This window comes from Micromonospora aridisoli, from assembly GCF_056150025.1.
Window position 1 is genome coordinate 63,117 of record NZ_JAXCFK010000014.1, and the last position, 21,012, is coordinate 84,128.

Annotated in this window: 11 protein-coding genes; 10 read left to right on the forward strand and 1 reads right to left on the reverse strand. The window is 71.1% G+C overall.

All coding sequences use genetic code 11. The features are described 5' to 3' along the window. Positions 1-25: 25 nt before the first annotated feature. From SM447_RS25270 to asnB, 10 genes are all read left to right on the forward strand, one after another. Entirely contained in the window at positions 26-814 is a 789-nt protein-coding gene (locus SM447_RS25270; protein WP_474575361.1) for a tryptophan 2,3-dioxygenase family protein, read from the forward strand. Beyond that, positions 811-2,418: a tryptophan halogenase family protein gene (locus SM447_RS25275; RefSeq protein ID WP_474575362.1), complete on the forward strand. Its 1,608-nt coding sequence runs from the start codon at positions 811-813 to the stop codon at positions 2,416-2,418. Before SM447_RS25270 ends, SM447_RS25275 begins: the two co-directional genes overlap by 4 nt. A gap of 206 nt (positions 2,419-2,624) precedes the next feature. Further along, positions 2,625-3,374, forward strand: coding sequence for an alpha/beta hydrolase (locus SM447_RS25280; RefSeq protein ID WP_474575363.1), 750 nt, complete (start codon positions 2,625-2,627; stop codon positions 3,372-3,374). A gap of 215 nt (positions 3,375-3,589) precedes the next feature. Continuing rightward, a complete protein-coding gene (locus SM447_RS25285; RefSeq protein WP_474575364.1) occupies positions 3,590-8,146 on the forward strand; it encodes a non-ribosomal peptide synthetase in 4,557 nt (1,518 codons plus the stop codon). Further along, positions 8,143-12,471 carry a non-ribosomal peptide synthetase gene (locus SM447_RS25290; protein WP_474575365.1) on the forward strand — a complete coding sequence of 1,443 codons (4,329 nt, stop codon included), beginning with the start codon at positions 8,143-8,145 and terminating at the stop codon, positions 12,469-12,471. The genes SM447_RS25285 and SM447_RS25290 overlap by 4 nt, the downstream gene beginning before the upstream one ends. Further along, positions 12,468-13,619, forward strand: coding sequence for a Gfo/Idh/MocA family oxidoreductase (locus SM447_RS25295; RefSeq protein ID WP_474575366.1), 1,152 nt, complete (start codon positions 12,468-12,470; stop codon positions 13,617-13,619). Before SM447_RS25290 ends, SM447_RS25295 begins: the two co-directional genes overlap by 4 nt. A gap of 114 nt (positions 13,620-13,733) precedes the next feature. Continuing rightward, positions 13,734-15,500, forward strand: a complete 1,767-nt coding sequence (locus tag SM447_RS25300; RefSeq protein WP_474575367.1) for an ABC transporter ATP-binding protein — start codon at positions 13,734-13,736, stop codon at positions 15,498-15,500. Continuing rightward, positions 15,497-17,212, forward strand: a complete 1,716-nt coding sequence (locus SM447_RS25305; protein WP_474575368.1) for an ABC transporter ATP-binding protein — start codon at positions 15,497-15,499, stop codon at positions 17,210-17,212. The genes SM447_RS25300 and SM447_RS25305 overlap by 4 nt, the downstream gene beginning before the upstream one ends. Before the next feature lie 6 nt (positions 17,213-17,218). Next, positions 17,219-18,007, forward strand: coding sequence for a thioesterase II family protein (locus SM447_RS25310; protein WP_474575369.1), 789 nt, complete (start codon positions 17,219-17,221; stop codon positions 18,005-18,007). A gap of 46 nt (positions 18,008-18,053) precedes the next feature. Beyond that, entirely contained in the window at positions 18,054-19,895 is a 1,842-nt protein-coding gene (gene asnB / locus SM447_RS25315; RefSeq protein WP_474575370.1) for an asparagine synthase (glutamine-hydrolyzing), read from the forward strand. Positions 19,896-19,961: 66 nt separating this feature from the next. Here asnB and SM447_RS25320 read toward each other — a convergent pair whose 3' ends face one another. Continuing rightward, positions 19,962-20,801 carry a TetR/AcrR family transcriptional regulator gene (locus SM447_RS25320; protein WP_474575371.1) on the reverse strand — a complete coding sequence of 280 codons (840 nt, stop codon included), beginning with the start codon at positions 20,799-20,801 and terminating at the stop codon, positions 19,962-19,964. Positions 20,802-21,012 lie beyond the last annotated feature (211 nt).

The following is a 21,012-nucleotide window of genomic DNA, read 5'->3' on the forward strand; positions in this document are numbered from 1 at the left end:
CTTGCTGAGGAGGGCCGACACACCGATGACCTATTCGACGGACACCCAGCGCGACCGCGCCTACGGGGAGATCCTCAGACTGGACGAACTGCTCGACATCGCGTGCGTACGCGACGAGCCCGACCGCACCCTCTTCTTCGCCGCCCACCAGGCGTGCGAGCTGTGGTTCGCGGTCATCCTGCGGCACCTGGAGTCCGGACGGGACGCGCTGACCCACGATCGTCCGGACGTCGCCGCCGACCACATCGAGCGGCTGCCGGCGGCGATGCGGGTGCTCAGCGGCCACTTCGACGTCCTGAGCACGCTGACCGCCGAGTCGTTCGACGAGATCCGGGCGACCCTCGGCTCGTCGAGCGGGTTCCAGTCCGCGCAGTACCGGGAGATCGAGTTCCTGTGCGGGGCCCGCGACCCACGGTTCCTCAACACACCCGGCTTCACCGCCGGTGAGCGGGCCCGGCTCGGCGCCCGGATCGCGGAACCGTCGCTGTCGGGGGCCTTCGTCGAGTACCGCGACCGTGCGCGGGCCGGCGATGACCCGAGGGCGGTGGAGCGGGTACGCGCCGCGCTGGCCGCCTTCGATGACGCGGTGCGGTCCTGGCGCGCGCGGCACGCCCGACTGGCCGAGCAGTACCTCGGCGCGGCCCGTGGCACGGCCGGCTCCGCCGGCGCCGCCTACCTGTGGCGGTCGACCGAGCGGACGTTGTTCCCCGAGGTCTTCCCGCCCCGGCTGGGCGGCGCGATCCACCGAAACGGATCCGAACCAGACACATCCGTCGAGTCCCGGGTTATCGGGTACAAGGAGGAACCGCAATGACTGTCAGTGCTGCCGCCGCCAAGAACACGCGCGACCCCGGCAGGACACAGCGCGTCGTCATCGTCGGTGGCGGTACGGCCGGCTGGATGACGGCGTCGTACCTGGCGGCCGCCTTCGGTGACCGGGTCGATGTGACGGTCGTCGAGTCGGCCACCGTCGGCACGATCGGCGTCGGCGAGGCCACCTTCAGCGATATCCGTCACTTCTTCGAATTTCTGCGGCTCGACGAGTCCGACTGGATGCCCGCCTGCAACGCCACGTACAAGCTGGCCGTCCGGTTCGAGAACTGGCGCGAGCCGGGCCACCACTTCTACCACCCGTTCGAGCAGATGGCTTCGGTCGACGGGTTCCCCCTCAGCGACTGGTGGCTGCGCTACCCGACGACGTCGCGGTTCGACAAGGACTGTTTCGTCATGGCCTCGCTGTGCGACGCGGAACGGTCACCCCGCTACCTCGACGGCAGCCTGGTCGACCAGGGATTCGTCGAGCAGTCCCGCGACGAGACGTCACCCCGGTCGACCATCGCGGAGTACCAGGGAGTGCAGATCCCCTACGCGTACCACTTCGAGGCGCACCTGCTGGCGAAGTTCCTGACCGGCTACTCCACGCAGCGCGGGGTCAAGCACGTCGTCGACAACGTCGAGCACGTGGTGCTCGACGAGCAGGGGTTCATCTCGCATGTGCGTACGGCCGAGCACGGCGACATCGCCGCGGACCTCTTCGTCGACTGCACCGGATTCCGGGCCCTGCTGCTGAACAAGGCGCTCGGTGAGCCGTTCGTCTCCTACCAGGACACGCTGCCCAACGACAGCGCGGTCGCCCTCCAGGTGCCGCTGGACATGGACAGCAAGCCGTTGCGGCCGTGCACGACCGCTACCGCGCAGGAGGCCGGCTGGATCTGGACGATCCCGCTGATCAGCCGGATCGGCACCGGCTACGTGTACGCCAGTGACTACTCGACCCCGGAGGAGGCCGAGCGGGTGCTGCGCGAGTTCGTCGGTCCCGAGGCCGCCGACGTGCCGGCGAACCACATCCGGATGCGTATCGGTCGTAGCCGGCGGTCGTGGGTGAAGAACTGCGTGGCGGTCGGCCTGGCCAGCGGATTCGTCGAGCCGCTGGAGTCGACCGGGATCTTCTTCATCCACCACGCCATCGAGCAGATGGTCAAGTACTTCCCGTCCGGGCGCGGCGACGACACGCTGCGCGAGCAGTACAACCGCTCGGTCGCGCACGTCATGGACGGGGTACGCGAGTTCCTCTGCCTGCACTACCGGGGCGCGAAGCGGGTCGACAACCAGTACTGGAAGGACACCAAGACCCGCGTGATCCCGGACGCGCTCGCGGAGCGCATCGAGATCTGGCAGCACAAGGTGCCCGACGCGGAGTCGATCTACCCGCACTACCACGGTCTGCCGCCGTACTCGTACAACTGCATCCTGCTGGGCGCGGGTGGGATCGACGTCCGGCACTCGCCGGCCATCGAGTTGGCCGACGAACGGGCGGCGCTGGCCGAGTTCGAGCGCATCCGGGTGAAGGCCGAGAAGCTGGTGCAGGAGCTTCCCACGCAGAACCAGTACTTCGCCGCCATGCGCGCCAACCAGTGACGACGGCGCCACGACACCGCCTACCCCTGCGGTCCGGCTGATCGCAGGGGAGGCGGAGCCGCCTCCGGCAGTGACCGTTTCGGTACCGGAAACGGAGTGACGTGTATCTGACGTACGACCAGAGATCCCTGGACATTCAGTACTCGCCGAGCTCGTGTGTTGCGGACATCAATGTCTACCTGCGTGAATACGCGGAACGCAGCGCAATGGCACGGGAGCGACTCGACGTTCGTTCGGGGGTGCGTTACGGGCAGCGGCCGGAACAATTGCTCGACTATTTCCCCGCCGCCGGTACCGGCGGTCCGTTGCTGGTGTTCATCCACGGTGGGTACTGGCAGGAACTGAGCCGGCTCGAATCGGCATTCATGGCCCTGGACCTGGTGACGCGCGGGATCTCCGTCGCGGCGCTGGGCTACGGCCTGGCGCCCGCGTACCGGTTGCCGGAGATCGTCGACATGGTCGCCGAGGGAGTTCGGTGGATCTGTGCCAACGCTGACCGGTTGCCGGCGAGCCCCGGATCGATCTACCTGAGTGGGTGTTCCGCAGGCGCGCATCTGGCCGCCATGTCCCTGCTCGACGAGCCGGGCCGGCGGCGGCATCAGGTCCGGGCAGTGGCGGGCGCGGTCCTGCTCAGCGGCGTCTACGACCTGGAACCGGTGCGCCGGACGTACGTGAACGAGGCACTCGGGCTGGACCCGCAGACGGCTCGCGCCTGCAGTCCGCTGCACCGGCTGCCGTCGACGCTGCCGCCGTTGGTCGTCGCGCGAGGTGAGCACGAGACCGACGAGTTCGGCAGGCAGCAGGCGGAGTTCGTCGCCGCCGTCCGGGCCGGCGGCGGACGGGTGGTCGACCTCGTCGTGCCGTCGCGGAACCACTTCGACCTGGCTTTCGACCTCGGTGTGCGGGGAACGATGCTGGGTGACTCCGTGACCGAACTGATTGGGGCCACCCGGTAGTCCGATGTGCAATTCTCACGGCAACGTCCATGTTATTCACGGCCGCCCGCCGGCCGCCAATAGATTGATCGGTGCTGCGGCTGCTGTTAGGGTCGGGCCAGGCGCCGGCGCTGATGTCGCCAGTTCGCCTGACATCAATCCCGAGCCCCGGTCGTCGACGTATTCCGGACCAGTCATTCCGCAGCGGAGTCGATAGCGTGCGAGGGAGCTTGAGGATGTTATCGGAGAACACCGACTGCGGCGCCGGGACGGACCGGGAGGCGCTGCGCGCCGCGGTGTCCGAACTGCTCGGCATGGAGTTGACCGCGGCCGACGACGACAGCAACCTGTTCGAACTGGGCCTGCAGTCCCTGCACCTGATGCGGCTGACGAGTCGGCTCAACGGTGCGGGCGCCGAGGTCACGTTCACCCAGCTCTCCTCCGACCCGCGGCTGTCGGCGTGGGCCGGGCTGGTCGGCGTCGCCCCGGGTTCGAACGGGGCGGCGACACCCGCGAGGCAGTCCACCGGGACCGGTCACCACGACCCGGAACGGGCCTTCGCCCTGACCCCCGTGCAACAGGCCTACCTGTTCGGTCGCTCGGGCGACCACGCGCTGGGCGGCGTCGGGTGCCACAACTACCTCGAGTTCGAAACGACCGGTCTGGACGCCCAGCGGCTTGAACGGGCGGTCCGGGCCCTGCTGGCTCGACACCCGATGCTGCGGGCCCGGTTCGCCGACGACGCGACCCAGCAGATCCTGCCGGAGTCCCCCTGGCCGGGGCTGACCGTGCACGACCTGCGCGACCGTTCCACCGACGAGGCGGCGGCAGCGGCGCTGGAGCTGCGCGACCGGCTCTCGCACCGCATCCTGGAGGTCGGCCGCGGTGAGGTGATCGACGTACTGCTCACCCGGCTACCGGGCGGGGTCGACCGGCTGCACTTCAACATCGATCTGCTGGCGGTGGACCTGGCCAGCTTCCGGGTGCTGCTCTCCGAACTGGTCGTCCTCTACGACGATCCGGACGCCCTCGGCGAGGTCGACTACACCTTCGGTCGATACCTCGCCGAGCAGGCCGGGGCCCGGACCGCGGAACGGGAGCGGGCCCGCCCGTACTGGCAGCGGCGGCTGCCGAGCCTGCCCGGTGGTCCGAAGCTGCCGCTCGCGGTGGATCCGGACGCGGTCACCGTGCAACGCTTCGTCCGTCGGTCCTTCGATCTCACCGCGGATCAGTGGCGGGAACTCGAGCGGCGCGCGGGTGAGGCGGGACTGACGCCGGCGGCCGTGCTGGCGACCGCGTACGCCACCGTCCTGAGCCGCTGGAGCGGGGACGAGCACTTCCTGCTCAGCCTGCCGCTGTTCGACCGTGACCTCGACGTGCACCCCGAGATGCCCCGGCTCGTCGGCGACTTCTCCGGCCTGGTCCTGCTGGAGGTCGACCTCTCCGGTGACAGCTTCGTCGACCGCGCGCGCACCCTGCAGAAGCAGATGCACGAGGACATCGGCCACGCCGCCTACACCGGCGTCGACGTGCTGCGTGAGTTCACCCGTGCCGACCCGGAATCGCCTCGTACGGCACCCGTGGTGTTCTCGGTGGACCTGTCCGCCCCGCTGATCCCCGAGGAGTTCGCCGCCCGCTTCGGTGAGCCGACGTGGATGATCTCCCAGACTCCGCAGATCTGGCTCGACCATCAGATCTACCGCACCAGCGACGGCACCGTGCGCCTGGTGTGGGACGCCGTCGAGGCGCTCTTCCCGGACGGCATGTTGGACGCGATGCTGTCCGCGTACGAGACGTTGGTCCGTGACCTGCTCGCCGACGCGTGGACGGGCGCGGCGCCGGAGATCGCCCTGCCGGCGGCAACTCGGCGGACACGGGCGGCGGTCAACTCGTCGACCCGGGCGATGACCGACAACCTCCTGCACACACGGTTCTTCGCGCAGGCGGGCGAGCGCGTCGGGCGACCCGCGCTGCTCTGGGGTGAGCAGGAGGCGCTGGCTCACGACACCCTCGCCGAACGTGCCCTGCGGGTGGCCGGGTCACTGGCCCGGCGTGGCGTGGGGCCCGGCTCGTACGTGGCGGTGGTCGCTCCCAAGGGCGCGCAGCAGATCGTCGCCGTGCTCGGCGTGCTCGCCGCGGGTGCGGCGTACGTGCCGATCGGCGTGGACCAGCCCTCGGAGCGACGCGCCCGGATCCTCGAACTCAGCGGCGCGCGGGTGGTCCTCGACGGCAGCGGGCTGCTCGACCCCGCCGGTTCAACTGCCGAGATCCTCACCATCGACGCGGCGGAACAGGCCGAGCCGCTGGAGGCTCCGGTGCCCGCCGACCCGGGGGACGCCGCGTACGTGATCTTCACGTCGGGATCGACCGGCCTGCCCAAGGGGGTAGAACTCACCCACCGCGCGGCGGTCAACACCGTCGAGGACATCAACGAGCGGTTCGATGTCGGTCCGGCCGATCGTGTCCTGGCCGTTTCCGCCCTCGATTTCGACCTTTCGGTGTGGGACATCTTCGGCCTGCTCGCCGTGGGCGGTGCCGTGGTTCTGGTGCCGGAGTCGGGCAGGCGCGATGCCGTGGAGTGGTTGGCGCTGTGCCGCCGCCACGACGTGACCGTCTGGAACACCGTTCCCGCGCTGCTGGACATGCTGCTCACCGCCGCGGACGACACGCCGCTGCCCGCCACGATGCGTCTGGCCCTGCTCTCCGGCGACTGGATCGGCCTCGATCTGCCCGGCAGGCTGGCCAGCGCGACCGGCGGGCGCTGCCGGTTCGTCTCGCTCGGCGGTGCCACCGAGGCGGCGATCTGGTCCAACTCCTACGAGGTCGTCGAGGTGCCCGCCGGTTGGCGGTCGATCCCGTACGGCACTCCGCTGCGGAACCAGAAGTTCCGCGTGGTGGACGGCCACGGTCGGGACTGCCCCGACTGGGTACCCGGCGAGCTGTGGATCGGCGGTGCCGGGGTGGCGCTGGGCTACCGTGGCGACCCCGAGCTGAGCGCGGCCCGCTTCCCGCTGGTGGACGGCGAGCGTTGGTACCGCACCGGCGACCTGGGCCGCTACTGGCCCGACGGCAACCTGGAGTTCCTGGGCCGCCTCGACCACCAGGTGAAGATCAACGGTTTCCGGGTCGAGCTGGGCGAGATCGAATCCTGCCTGCTGGCACACCCGGAGGTCGCCCAGGCCGTCGCCGTCGTCGTCACCGAAGGCCGACGCGAGGTGATCGCCGCCGTGGTCGAGCGCACGTCGGCACCGGAGTCCGACGCCCCGGTCGTCGAGCCCGTCGCGGGACGTCCGAGCGATGCGTTCCTGCCTCCGGCGACCAGCGTGACGGCCGAGGACGACCCGCTCCTGCCCGAGCATCAGCTGGTGGAGGTGCTGCTGGCCGAGGTCGTCGCGCCGCTGATCGAGCCCGGGAGCACACCGTTCACCGTCTGCACACCACAACGGCCGGTCGTGGACGTCTGGCTCGATTACCTGGCGCACCGCGAGGTGGTGAGCCGTCCGTCCGGCGGGTACGCCCGGGGGCCGCGGTGGGCCGAGGTCACGGATCCGAAGTGGGCCGAGCGGGTCCGGGAACGTGCGCTCGGCACCCGCCTGGCGCAGGTGGCGGCCACCCTGGAGTGGGCCGCGCCGCTCTACGCGGCCATCCTCTCCGGTGACGCCGACGCCACCGCGCTGCTGGACGACCCGGTACTGGCTCCGGAGGCCCTCAACGACCTGATGCCCGCCACCGCCGAGTGTCTCGCCGCCGTCGCCGAGGACCTGCGGAAACGCGTGGGCCCGCCCCGTGCGGCGGTGGCGGAGTGGCAGACCGACGGTGGCCGAGGCGCGGTCCGGCTGCTGGCGGCGCTGTCCGGCGAAGCCATCGACTACACCCTGCTCGGCGCCGCGCGACCGGTGCTGGCCAAGGCGGAGGCGCTGCTACGTGAACACGGCCACCGTGCGCGGATCGCGGTGCAGGGTACGGACGCCATCGCCGCGCAGCACGTGCACGCCTTCGACGCCGTCGTGGCGAACAACGTCCTGCACCGGATGTCCGATCCGGAGACCGCCGCGGCGAGCATGGCGCTGCTGCTCGCCGGGGGTGGTCGCCTCTACCTGCTCGAACGTGCCCACCCGACACCGCTGGCGCTGGTGACGGCGCTGCCGCTCGAGGCGCGGGCCGGCCGGTTCGCCGGTGACGGCGGGTCCGGGTGGCTCTACGGCCCCGAACGTTGGACGCGGGCGTTGACCGCGGCGGGGCTGTGCGACGTACGGGTGCTGTGTACCGAGGCCACCGGCGAGATCCTGGTCACCGCGGACCGTCCGTCGAGCGCGGTCGGGGTCGACACCGACCGGTTGCGACGGTGGACCGAGGACCGGCTGCCCGAACACATGGTGCCCGCCCACGTCGCCGTGCTGCCCGCGCTGCCGCTGAGCGCCAACGGCAAGGTCGACCGACGACGCATTCAGGCGGTCATCGAGGAGTCCGTCGACCGACCACGCGACGTCGGTGCTCCGCCGAGGGGTGGCACGGAGACCTTCGTCGCCGAGAGGTGGGCGAAGCTGCTCGGCCTGGACGCGGTGGGCCGCGACGAGAACTTCTTCCGCCTCGGCGGCGACAGCCTGCTCGCCACCCGGTTCGTCACCGAGGTGCGCGGCGCGTGGGGCGTCGACCTGCCCATGCGAGATGTCATGCGCTCGGCGACGGTCGCCGGGCTCAGCGTGCTCATCGACGAGCTGCGGGAGGCGACCGGCGAACCGCCGCCCGTCGGCTGGGACACCGCCGAGGACTTCGAAGAAGGTGCGCTGTGAACGCCAGCGACCTGCTCGACGAACTCGCCAGCGCCGGCATCCGGGTGTGGCGCGAGGGCCAGCAACTGCGGTTCCGCGCTCCCCGGGGCAGCATGACCGAGGAACGCCTGGCCCGGCTGCACCGCAGCAAGAACGAGCTGCTGGCCAGCATGGCCGACACCGCCGGCCGTGCCGTCCAGGAGCCCGAAGCGGTGTGGCGGGACCACCCGGAGGCGCGGGACGAGGCCTTCCCGCTGACCGACATCCAGTCGGCGTACCTGTTCGGACGCAACCCGGCCTTCGACTACGGCGGCGTCTCCTGCCACCTCTACCAGGAGTTCGAGTACCCGGCGGACCTGGATCCGGGCCGGATGCGGCAGGCGTGGGACGGCCTGGTGCGTCGCCACGACACGCTGCGGACGGTCATCCAGGAGGACGGGTCGCAACGGGTGCTGGCCGCGCCACCGGGCACCGGCATCGCGGTGACCGACCTGCGCGGGGCATCCGTCGACGCGGTGCGGAAGACGATCGCCACGGTGCGCGACGAACTGTCCCACAAGGTCCACCCGACGGGCCGACGACCCATGTACGAGCTGCGCCTCACCCTGGCCACCGACCGTAGCGTGCTGCACGTGTCCGTGGACTTCATGGCCCTGGACTGGCTCAGCCTGCAACGGGTGCTGGCCGAACTGGACCGCCGCTACCGGCAGCCCGACTGCGTCCTGCCCCCGGTCGAGGCGACCTTTCGCGACTACGTGCTGGCCGAGCGCCGACTGCGGGACACCGACCGGTACGACAAGGACCGGGCGTACTGGCTGGCGCGCATCGACACGCTACCCGGCGCCCCGGCGCTGCCGCTGCGCGACGACCCCGCCCCGTCCACGGCCCCCGCCCGGTTCCGTCGCCTGGCGGCGACGGTCGAGGACCGGGTGTGGCGGTCGCTCAAGGCCCGCGCCGCCGCACACGGCGTCACCGCCGCCAACGCCGTGCTGGCCGCCTACACCGAGACGATCGGACGCTGGAGCGGCACCGACCGGTTCTGCGTCGGGTTACCGGTGCTCAACCGGATGCCGCTGCACCCGCACGTCGAGCGGCTGCTCGGCGATTTCACCTCGCTGAGCGTGCTCGCCGTGGAGCCGGCGGGGCGGGTGAGTTTCGCCGAGCGGGCCCGCGCGCTCGGTGAGCGGGTGTTCGACGACCTCGACCACCGCCTGTTCAGCGGTGTGGAGGTGCTGCGTGAACTCGCCCACCGCCGCGGCCGGGACGCCGCGGCGGTGCTGCCGGTGGTGTTCACCGGCGCCATCGGTGTGGGCGGCGGCGAGCCGTCGGCGGCGGGCCGCCGGCTGCGACCGGTGTACGGGATCAGTCAGACCCCGCAGGTGTGGATCGACTGCCAGGTGGGCGACCAGTTCGGCGGCCTGGACATGAACTGGGACGTGCGGGAGGGCGTCTTCCCCGACGACCTGGTGGACGAGATGTTCACCGCGTACGTGGACCTGCTGCACCGGTTGGCCGCCGACGACGCGTCGTGGGCGACGGTCGACCCGCAGCCGCTGCCGAGCGCGCAACGGGCCCGCCGGAGCGCGGCGAACGCGACCGACGCACCCGTGCCGGACTGTTTGCTGCACGAGCCGTTGGTGGCCTACGCGCGCGAGAATCCGGACCGGGTGGCCGTCATCGACGCCGCCGGGTCGATGACCTACGGGGACTGGCTGGCCCGGGCCGCCGGGGTCGCCGCACGGCTGCGCGCCGCGGGATGCCGGCCGGGTGACCTCGTCGGCGTCCTGATCGACAAGTCGCGGGACCAGGCCGTGGGCGTGCTGGGTGTGCTCCTCGCCGGCGGCGTGTACGTTCCCGTGGATCTCGGCCAGCCCGCTGTGCGCCGGGACCGGATCCTCATCGACAGCGGTGCCCGGTTCGCGGTCGTGGCGGGCGAGACGGCCGGTCCGCTGCCCGACGAGGTTGCCGGTGTCGACGTGGCGGACGTGCGACCGGTCCCGGGGTCGGAGATTCCCACCGGCTCCCGGCCGGCGCAGACCGGGCTCGCCTACGTCATGCACACGTCGGGCTCGACCGGAACGCCCAAGGGCGTGATGATCAGCCACCGGGCCGCCGCCAACACGGTGCACGACATCAACGAGCGTTTCGCCGTCACCGCTGCCGACCGGGTGCTCGGCCTCGCCGCGTTGAGCTTCGACCTGTCCGTCTACGACCTGTTCGGACCGCCCGCCCGCGGCGCCGCACTGGTACTGCCCGATCCGGCTCGCCGTGGCGACCCGTCGCACTGGTCGGCGATGGTGGCCGCACACGGGGTGACGCTCTGGAACTCGGTCCCCGCGCAGTTGCAGATGTTGATGCACTACCTGGACGTCGAACCCGTGGACCTGTCCACCCTGCGACTGGCGTTGCTGTCCGGGGACTGGATCCCGCTCTCGTTGCCCGGCCACGTCGGACGGCACGTGCCCGGTGCCGAGCTGGTCAGTCTGGGCGGGGCGACGGAGGCGGCGATCTGGTCGAACTACCATCGCATCCGGACGGTCGAGCCGCACTGGCGCAGCATCCCGTACGGGTTGCCGTTGGCGAACCAGCGGTTCCACGTGCTCGACTCCGCGCTGCGTGACCGGCCCGATCTGGTCACCGGCGAACTGTTCATCGCGGGTACCGGGCTGGCGGACGGCTATCTCAACGATCCGGTACGTACCGCCGAGCGGTTCATCCGGCACCCTGAGACGGGGGAGCGGCTGTACCGAACCGGCGACCTCGGTCGCTACCTCCCCGACGGCGAGATCGAGTTCCTCGGGCGGGCCGATCAGCAGGTCAAGATCCGGGGCCATCGGATCGAGCTCGGCGAGATCGAGGCGGTACTCGGTGAGCACCCCGAGGTCAGCAGCTGCGTGGTGCTGGCGGCCGGCGACGACGCGCTCGAACGCGCACTGGTCGCGTTCGTGGTACCCCAACGTCCGTCGGGGAACGTCGATCCGGCCGGGGTCGTCGCCTGGGTGGCCGACCGGCTGCCGGCGTACATGGTCCCGGCACGGGTTCGCGTGGTCGAGGCGCTGCCGTTGACGCCGAACGGAAAGGTCGACCGTAAGCGGCTGCTGGAGTCGGCGCCCGGTCCGACCGCCGTGGCCGGTGGGCGGACCGAACCGCCTCGGCCGGGCGTGGAGCAGCAGCTCGCCCACCTGTGGGGCGAGGTGCTCGGTGGCCCACCACCGAGCCGGGAGCTGGGATTCTTCGACGCGGGCGGCAACTCGTTGCTGGCCGCACGGTTCGTCGGGCAGCTGCGTGACCGGCTGCCCGAGGCCGAACGGGTTCCGTTCGACGTGTTGCTGCGTGCCCTGCTCGACGAGCCGACGGTCGCGGGTCTGGCGCAGCGGCTGGCATCGGACGCGGTGCCGGAGCGCGGGACGGCGGAGACGCCTCAGCGATCACCGTTGGTTCCGCTCGGCGGTCCGACCCGGGGGCCGGTGCGGCTGCTCGTGCACGACGGCACGGGTACCCTCACCGCACTGCGGCAGCTGGCGGCCGGGCTCGCTGCGAGCGGGCCGGTGTTCGGGCTTGCGGCGATCGACCCCGGCTCGCCGGCAGAGATCGACGAGGCCACGTCGATCGAGGACCTGGCCGTACGCTACGCGGGCGAGGTGCGGGCCGCCGGGTTCGACGACGTCGAGCTGATCGGCTACTGCCTGGGTGCTCCGATCGCGCTGGAACTGGCCCGGGCACTGGGCGAGGCGGGAGCCACGGTGCGACTGACCGTCCTGTCCGGACATCGAGTCCCGTACCGGGTGGACGACGGACTCGTGGTGGACCACGCGTTCGCGCGGGCGGCGGGGGTCGACCCGGCCGCCCTCGGCTGGCCCGACGAGGAGGCCGTCGACCGGGCGGTCGCCACCGTGCTGGCGGGCTCGCCGGGCGTGGTGCCGGCGGGTGCTCTCGGGCGGCTGACCGGGGACGAGCGGCTGGTCGGTGCCGCCGAGCGCTTCCGCGCCCTCGGGGAGCAGGCCGTCGGTGACCGACACGCGCGACTGCATCAGGCCGTCGCCGACGACGATCCGGTGTGGGACGGGCCCGCGGCGGTCGCCGTGGCCCACGCCGCCTTCGCGCGCATCCTCAACGCGGTCGCGCGGTACGAGCCCGAACCCTATGCCGGAGACGTCACCGTCCTCCGTCCCACGGCGGCCGGGGGCCTGCTGCCGGGCCGTGGTAACGGGATGACCGACTTCTGGCAGGAGGTGTGTCTCGGTGAGGTGCGGGTCATCGACGTGCCGGGTGACCACGTCAGCTGTCTCCGACCGCCCAACGTGGCGGCCGTGGTCGCGGCGGCGGCCCCGGCGGAGGCCCGATGACCGCCCGGCCCGGCCCGCTGCGGGTCGTCGTGTGCGGCACGCGGTTCGGTCAGGTCTACCTCTCGGCCATCGCCCGCGCACCGGAGCGGTTCGAACTGGCCGGCATCGTGGCCCGGGGCAGCACCCGCTCGACAGCGCTGGCGGAGGCGTACGGCGTACCGCTGTACTCCTCCGTCGACCGGTTGCCGGACGACGTCGACGCGGCCTGCGTGGTGGTGTCGACCGCGGTCGGCGGCGGTGCGGGCGTCGAGTTGGCCAAGGCGCTGCTCGGCCGCGGTATCCACGTGTTGCAGGAACATCCGGTGCACCCGACGGAGCTGGCGGAGTGCCTGCGGGCGGCCCGGCGCGCCGGAGCCCAGTACGTGGTGAACAGCTTCTACCCCCACGTGGAGCCGGTTCGACAGTTCATCTCGGCCGCCCGCACGCTGGTCCGGTTACGCAAGCCGGTCTTCGTCGACGCGGTGTGCGCGGTGCAGGTCTGCTTCGACCTGCTCGACATCCTCGCCGAGGTCTTCGACGGGCTGCGGCCCTGGTCGCTGTCGGCCGTCGGAGACCGGGCCGGCCGACCGTTGGCCAGCGTGGACGGTCAGGTCGCCGGCGTCCCGCTGACGCTGCGGGTGGAGAACCGGATGCAGGCCGGCGACGACAGTACGAGCCTGTTGCTGCACCGGATCACCGTCGGCACGGATGCGGGGAACCTGATGCTCGCCAACACCCACGGCCCGGTGCTGTGGAGTCCGGTGCTGCGAACGCCGGCGGATCCGGCGGGGGTGTTCCTCACCGTCGCCGGATCCGCCGACACGCGCTGGTCGGACGTGCTCGGACCGACGGCCGACTACGTGGGCGCGCCGGAGACACCCACCTGGGCGGGCGTGGTGCGTGACCTGTGGGGCGACGGGGTGCTGGCCGCCCTCAGCGACCTGCGCGGGCGGGTCGACGCGGGCGTCGACCCGTTGCGAGGCGGCCAGCGTCACCTGGCTGTGGCCAGCGCCTGGAAGGAGCTGACCGAGACCCTCGGCTACCCGGAGGTGGCCCAGCCGGATCCGGGAGACCCGCTGGTGGTAGCCGATCTGTACACCGGGCGAGATTCCGTCGTCCGTGGCTCGCCGATTCACGGTAGCTCGCCGAGTGGGTTCGGGGTAGAGTAATTCTCGAACATGTTTGAAAATAGGGACGGGAGAGCGATGAGTGCGACCCACTCCGCTGAGGCAGGAGAGCAGTCCACGCCGTCACCGGGAGGCACTCCGACGGCGCGGCAACCGGTGAGCACCGGGCCACTGCTGCGTCCGCACGCCACGAGTTTCATTGTCGTCGTCGTCCTGCAGGTGATCGGTGCCGTGGCAGGGCTGGCGCCGCTGTTCGCCGTGATCGAGCTGGGCCGAGCCCTGCTGACGCCCGGCCCGGTCGACTCGAGCCGCGTGTGGACCTTCGTGATCCTGGGCGTGGTCGGTCTGTTCGTCCGGCTGGTGTTCACCGGCGCGTCCTCTGGGCTGGGACACGTTCTCGACGGCAAGGTGCAGCTCTCGCTGCGCCGGGAACTGGCCCGCAGCCTCGGGCGGGCACCCATCGGCTGGCTCTCGCGCCGGCACAGTGGCGAGCTGGCGAAGGTGGTCGGCGACGACGTCACCGCGGTGCACCCCTTCATCGCCCACGCGCCCGGCGAACTCGTCTCCGCGTTCGTCGTGCCGCTGGTGTCACTGGTGTACCTGCTGACCGTCGACTGGCGGCTCACGCTGATCACGCTGATCCCGGTGGTGCTGGCCATCGCACACGTTCCGCTGCTGATGACTCCGGCGCGTACCCGCGAGCAGAAGGACTTCGACGCGGCGATGGGCCGCATCGCCAGCTCGGTCGTCGAGTTCGTGCAGGGCATCGCCGTGGTCAAGGCGTTCGGCGGTTCCGAGCGCGCCCACCGTAAGTTCCTCGCCGCCGCCGACGACTTCGTCGACATCTTCACCCGGTGGGTGCGCGGCGTCTCCGCCGTCGCCGCCGGAATGCAGCTGGCGCTGTCTCCGCCCTTCGTGCTGCTGGTGGTGTTGATCGGCGGCACGGTACGGATCACCTCCGGTGACCTGGCCCCGGCCGACCTGCTGCCCTTCCTGCTTCTCGGGTTGGGGCTGACCGCTCCGGTCGCAGCCCTCGGCCACGGCTTCGACGACATGCAGGCCGCCGGCCGCGCGGTCGGACGCATCCGCGAGGTCCTCGGGGTCGGCGCGCTGCCCCAGCCGGCCAGCCCGGCCTCCCCGCAGGACAACCGGGTCGAGCTGCGTGACGTCCGGTTCGGCTACGACGACGACGGCCCCGAGGTGCTGCGCGGCATCGACCTGGTGCTCGAACCGGGCACGGTCACCGCGCTGGTCGGGCCCTCCGGCAGCGGGAAGTCCACTCTGGTGCAACTGCTGCCGCGGTTCTTCGATCCCACGGACGGGTCGGTCCGCCTCGGCGGCGTCGACCTGCGCGACATCGACAGCAAGGAGCTCTACCGACGGGTCTCCTTCGTCCTGCAGGACGTCCGGCTGTTGCGCGCCTCCGTCGCGGACAACATCGCGCTGGCGGTTCCGCACGCCACCCCCGACGAGGTCGTCCGCGCCGCCCAACTGGCGCACATCCACGACCGGGTCCTCGCACTGCCCCGCGGCTACGAGACCGTGATCGGCGAGGAGGTCAAGCTCTCCGGCGGGGAGGCGCAACGCATCGCCATCGCGCGTGCCCTGGCCGCCGACACGCCCGTCCTGGTGCTCGACGAGGCGACGGCCTTCGCCGACCCGCAGACCGACCGCGCGGTGCGGCAGACCCTGGCGGCGCTGCGCGACCGGACCGTCCTGGTCATCGCGCACCGCCTGGAGACCATCGCCGAAGCCGATCTCGTGGTGATGCTCGAGGACGGGGTGGTGGTCGAGCAGGGCAGGCCGACCGACCTGCTCGCGCAGGACGGCAGGTTCGCCGCGTTCTGGCGGACCCAGCAGTCGGCGGTGGCCGACGACAGTGAAGCCCGCGGCGGCGTACTGCAAGGAGACCTTTCCCGATGATCAGAATGTTGTTGCGGGTGCTCGGCGACGAGTACGCCAGGCCGATGCGCCGCACGGTGGCCCTGATGACGGCGACCGCCGTGCTGGAGGGTCTGCTCTACGCGCTGCTGGTGCCCGTACTGCGGGCGCTGTTCGGGAGCACCCCGTCGGACGCATGGCCGTGGCTGATCGCGTTCGCGGTCGGGGTCGCGGTCTACGCGGTCATGCGCTACACCAGTGACCTGTCCGGCATGCGCGTCGGCACGACGATGCTGCGGGGCATGTACCACGGCCTCGGCGAACACCTCGCCCGGCTGCCCATCGGGTGGTACAACGCGGCCCGGGTCGGCGAGGTCTCCGTGATGGCCAGCCGCGGTCTGCTCGCGGCGATGGGCGTGTCGGCGCACCTGCTCGGGCCGTTCATCTCCGCCTGCGTGACGCCGTTGACGATCGTGGCTGTGATCACGGTGTTCAACTGGCAGCTGGGGCTGGCCGCGTTGGTGGCGGCGCCGCTCGTGGTGGTCACTCAGATCTGGACCGCCCGGTTGATGGCCGCCAACGACGCGGACAACGCCGCTCGCAGCAACGAGGCCAGCGCGCGGGTCATCGAATACCTCCAGGCCCAGCCGGTGCTGCGGGCAGGTGGCCGCAGCGGCGAGCGGTTCTCCCTGCTCGACGACGCGCTCCAGGGCGTCGAGCGGGCCTCCCGCCGTCAGACGATGTCGGTGCTGCCCGGCGCGGTGGGTCTGACGCTCATCGTGCAGGCCGTTTTCACCACGGTGCTGGTGCTGGGAACCTACCTCGCGCTCGGTGGTGACATCGGGGCCGCGGAGGTGCTCTCCATTCTGGTGCTCGCCGCCCGGAGCGCGGACCCGCTGCTCTCCCTGTCGGACATCGGCGGCAAGCTGCGCACCGCCCGCGCCGAGCTGGACCGGCTCGACAAGGTGCTGCGCACCGAGCCGTTGCCCGAGGTGGCCCAGCCCGTCCGACCGCAGCGGTTCGACCTGGAGTTCGACGCGGTCACCTTCCGCCACGGCGATCGTGTGGTGTTCGACGGCGTGTCGCTGTCGGTGCCGCAGGGGCAGCGGTTGGCGGTGGTCGGTCCCTCCGGCGCGGGCAAGAGCACGCTGCTGCAACTGATCGCCCGGTTCTACGACGTGGCGGCGGGCACGGTGCGGGTGGGCGGAGTCGACGTACGTCACATCGATCCCGGCGTGCTGATGTCCCAGATCGCCATCGTCTTCCAGGACGTCTACCTCTTCGACGGCACGATCGAGGAGAACGTACGGCTCGGCCGTCCCGAAGCCAGCGAGGCCGAGGTGCGGGCGGCGGCCACCGCCGCGCGCCTCGACGAGGTCATCGAGCGGCTGCCCGGCGGGTGGGCGGCGAACGTCGGCGAGGGCGGAGCGTCGCTCTCCGGCGGTGAGCGCCAGCGGGTATCGATCGCGCGGGCACTGCTGAAGGACGCGCCGATCGTGTTGCTCGACGAGGTGACCTCGGCGCTCGACCCGGTGAACGAGGCAGCCGTCCATGACGGCATCGAGCGCCTGATGGCGGGCCGGACGGTGGTGATGGTCGCGCACCGGATGCGGACCGTCCAACGCGCCGACCGCGTCGTCTTCATCGACGACGGGCGGATCGTCGAGCAGGGCAGCCACGACGAGTTGCTGCACAGTGGCGGCCGGTACGCCGACTACTGGAGCCTCTCCGTGGCCACCGGCGCGGGCGAATGAGCCGTCATGCCGGCCGGTGAGCTGTCCTCGGGCGCCTTCCGCAGGCTCGCCACCCGCCCGTACGCCCGTGCCCGGGTGGTGCTGTTCCCGCACGGCGGCGGCAGCGCGAGCTACTACCGGCCATGGACGGCCTCGGCGCCCTGGGACGTCGAGTTCCTGGCCGTCCAGTACCCGGGTCGGGAGGACCGGTTCGCCGAACCGGTCCCGAAGGACATGGGGGAGCTGGTCGACGTCCTGGTGGCGGACCTGCCGCTGGAGGGGCCGGCGACTCCCACCGTCCTGTTCGGCCACAGCATGGGGGCGGCCGTCGCGTACGAGGTCGCCCGCCGCCTCACCGCGGCGGGCGAGCCGCCGGTGGCGCTGGTCGTGTCCGGGCATCCCGCCCCGCACCTGGCTCGGCCGGGCCAGGTGCACCTCGGCACCGACGACGAGCTGATCGAGGAGCTGCGCCGGACCGAGGCCACCCATCTGGACATCCTCGACAACCCCGGGCTCATCCAGGCGTTCCTGCCGGTCATCCGGGCCGACTATCGCCTGAGTGAGACCTATCGGCCGTTGCCCGGCGTGCGGCTGCGGGCCCCGGTCACCGTGCTCTACGGCGACCGGGATCCGGAGGTCACCGCCCGGGAGGCCGAGAGCTGGTGCGACGCCACCGACGGCGGCTTCGACTCCCGCGTCTTCCCGGGCGGGCACTTCTACCTGGACGAGCACCGTGACGCGGTGATCGAACTCCTCACCGCGCGCGCCCGGGCGGTGTCCGCCACGTCGGCGGTGCCGTGGCCGTCCACCCCCTGATCGGACCGACGAGCATCGCGCAGGACACGAGTGGAATGAGGATGAGATGTGTGGTATTGCCGGGTGGGTGTCGTTCGACGATGATTTGGTGCGTCAGAGGGAGACGCTCGACGCGATGACCGAGACCATGGCCTGCCGGGGGCCGGATGGTCGTGGAGTGTTCGTCCGTACGCATGCCGCGCTGGGACACCGCCGTCTCGCCGTCATCGACCTGCCGGGCGGCGTGCAGCCGATGAGCGTGGGTACGCCGGCGGGTGAGGTCGCGCTGGTGTACTCCGGGGAGGTCTACAACTTCCGGGAGTTGCGCGAGCGGCTGAAGGCGCTCGGGCACACCTTCCGGACCGAGAGCGACACCGAGGTCGTGCTCCGCGGGTACCTGCAGTGGGCCGAGAGCGTCGTGGACCACCTGGAGGGCATGTACGCGTTCGCGGTCTGGGACGAGCGTGACCAGAAGCTGCTCCTGGTGCGCGACCGTATGGGGATCAAGCCACTCTTCTACTACCCGACGCCGGACGGGGTGCTGTTCGGGTCCGAGCCCAAGGCGATCCTGGCGAACCCGTTGGCCCCGAAGGTGGTCGACACCGACGGGCTGCGCGAGTTGTTCGCCCAGACGAAGGCACCGGGCTGGGCGCTGTGGAAGGGTATGCACGAGGTGCTGCCCGGCGCCCTGGTCACCGTGGACCGCACCGGGATCAGGCAGCGTGTCTACTGGCGGCTGCGGGCGATCGAGCACACGGACAACCTCGACGACACCGTCGCCCGGATCCGTGACCTGCTCACCGACGTGATCGATCATCAGCTGATCTCCGACGTGCCGCAGTGCGTCCTGCTCTCCGGCGGCCTGGACTCCAGCGCGATCACCTCCATCGCCGCGCAACGGCTCGGCATGCGCGGCGAGCAGGTGCGCAGCTTCTCGGTGGACTTCGTCGGCCAGGAGGACAACTTCGTACCGGACGAGATGCGCGACACCCCGGACTCGCCGTTCGTCCGCGATGTCGTGGCGCACGTCGGGTCGGCGCATCGGGACGTGGTGCTCGACCCCGCTGACCTGTCCGACCCCGCGGTGCGGCGCGCGGCCGTCGCCGCCCGCGACATCCCCAACGGCTTCGGGGATCTCGACCTCTCGTTGTACCTGCTGTTCAAGGCGATCCGGCAGCACTCCACGGTGGCTCTGTCGGGTGAGGCGGCGGACGAGGTGTTCGCCGGCTACCCCTGGTTCCACCACGAGGCGGCGCTCAACGCCGGCACCTTCCCGTGGATGACGGTCATTCCGCCGCTGACCCTGCCGGGCCGTACCGACCACGTGGAACCGGGCCTCCGCGCACGGCTCGACGTCGGCACGTACACCGCGGACCAGTACGCCGCGGCCCTCGCCGAGGTGGAACACCTGGACGGGGAGTCCGCCGCGGAGCGACGCATGCGGGTCGCCTGCCACCTGCACCTGACGCGGTTCGTGCGCTCTCTGCTCGACCGCAAGGACCGACTCTCGATGGCGGTGGGGTTGGAGGTGCGGGTGCCGTTCTGCGACCACCGCCTCGTCGAGTACGTCTACAACACGCCATGGTCGATGAAGGTGTCCGACGGGCGGGAGAAGAGCCTGCTGCGCCAGGCCGCCGCCCATGTGCTGCCGCGGTCGGTGGTGGAGCGGGTGAAGAGCCCGTACCCGTCGACGCAGAACCCCGCCTACGCGGGGATCCTCCAGCAGCAGGTGAAGGAACTGGTCGCCGACCGGGACGCGAAGGTGTTCGCGGTGATCGATCGGAACTGGGCCCAGCAGGCCGTGGCCCAGGACCCGTCGCGGATGCCGGTGGCGATGCGTGGTGGCCTGGAGCGGGTTCTGGACCTGCACACCTGGTTGGAGCTGCACTCGCCCCAGCTGCGGCTCTAGCGCGACATTGACGGCGTACCCCGGCCACCCGGGTGGCCGGGGTACGCGCACGTGCTTGTCTCGCCTTCAGGTTCGCAGCGCCGGGTACCAGCTCACGCTGAACTCCGCGGGAGAACCGTAGGGCGGGATACACAAGGAGATGAACAGCTCCAACTGGCTCGGATCGATGTTGTCCCGCTGGTCGGGTCTCTTCCTGATGGCCGCGGGGGAGGTTTCCATTCCTGCGCACCGGGGCTGCGCGGAGATACGGGCGGGCAGCAGGCCGTCGACGATCGCCGCCAGCGCCCGTTGGTGGGTCTTCCGCGCGTTGAGTTCGGCCCAGCGGTCAGCCATCGCCGCCAGCCGGGGATGGGTGGCGATCGTCAGCTGGGCGACGACCTCGTCCTGGTAGGCCGTGCCGGCCCGGGCGCGACGGCGGTCGCCGGCCACCCTGATGATCAGATTTCCGACGATGTAGAACCAGATCGTGCGGTAGACGTGGTGCGCCTCGTCCGCTGGGTGGCCGTAGTCGATCGCGGCCGCCAGCATCTCCTCGACGATCCACAGGGCCGAGGGCCCGATGAGGTTGTCGCTGGCCAGTACCTCGACGATCCAGGGACGTTCGGCGAGCAGTTCGTAGAGCAGCACCGACGCGGCGATGAGCCGCTCCCGGGGATCGGTGGGGAGATCCGGCCGGGCGATGTCCCTGGCCTGCGTCTCCATCACCCGCGCCAGCAGTTCGTCCTTGTCACGTACGTGGTGGTAGAGCGCCATCGGGGCGCTGCCCAGTTCGTTCGCCAGGCGTCGCATCGACAGTCTCTCGAGTCCCTCGTCCTGCAGGATTCGGGTCGCCGCGTCGATGATCGCTTCCAGGGACAGGCGCGGTGGTCGACCGACGCGTCGCCTGCGGGGTACGTCTGGGGGCATCTTCCCATCCTTCAGCTGCGGCACGCTCCACGTTTCGGAGCGGCCACCGGGTCGCGGGACCGGGCCCGGGCCGGACTTCCGGGGCCGGCGGGACGACCGTGTGCGGGCACGCGAGTCCGGCGACGGTGTGTTGTCCGGCCAGGGTCGGCGCGCGACACGTGTTTCGTCGCGAGCCGGCCCTGGCCGTCACCGAGTGGGCCGCTCATGACGT

What these genes read in the sequence shown, in the direction of transcription:
- SM447_RS25320 (WP_474575371.1), bottom strand. Translation starts at nt 20,801, where the DNA reads ATGCCCCCAGACGTACCCCGCAGGCGACGCGTCGGTCGACCACCGCGC.
- SM447_RS25270 (WP_474575361.1), top strand. Translation starts at nt 26, where the DNA reads ATGACCTATTCGACGGACACCCAGCGCGACCGCGCCTACGGGGAGATC.
- SM447_RS25280 (WP_474575363.1), top strand. Translation starts at nt 2,625, where the DNA reads ATGGCACGGGAGCGACTCGACGTTCGTTCGGGGGTGCGTTACGGGCAG.
- SM447_RS25310 (WP_474575369.1), top strand. Translation starts at nt 17,219, where the DNA reads ATGCCGGCCGGTGAGCTGTCCTCGGGCGCCTTCCGCAGGCTCGCCACC.
- SM447_RS25285 (WP_474575364.1), top strand. Translation starts at nt 3,590, where the DNA reads ATGTTATCGGAGAACACCGACTGCGGCGCCGGGACGGACCGGGAGGCG.
- SM447_RS25305 (WP_474575368.1), top strand. Translation starts at nt 15,497, where the DNA reads ATGATCAGAATGTTGTTGCGGGTGCTCGGCGACGAGTACGCCAGGCCG.
- asnB (WP_474575370.1), top strand. Translation starts at nt 18,054, where the DNA reads ATGTGTGGTATTGCCGGGTGGGTGTCGTTCGACGATGATTTGGTGCGT.
- SM447_RS25275 (WP_474575362.1), top strand. Translation starts at nt 811, where the DNA reads ATGACTGTCAGTGCTGCCGCCGCCAAGAACACGCGCGACCCCGGCAGG.
- SM447_RS25295 (WP_474575366.1), top strand. Translation starts at nt 12,468, where the DNA reads ATGACCGCCCGGCCCGGCCCGCTGCGGGTCGTCGTGTGCGGCACGCGG.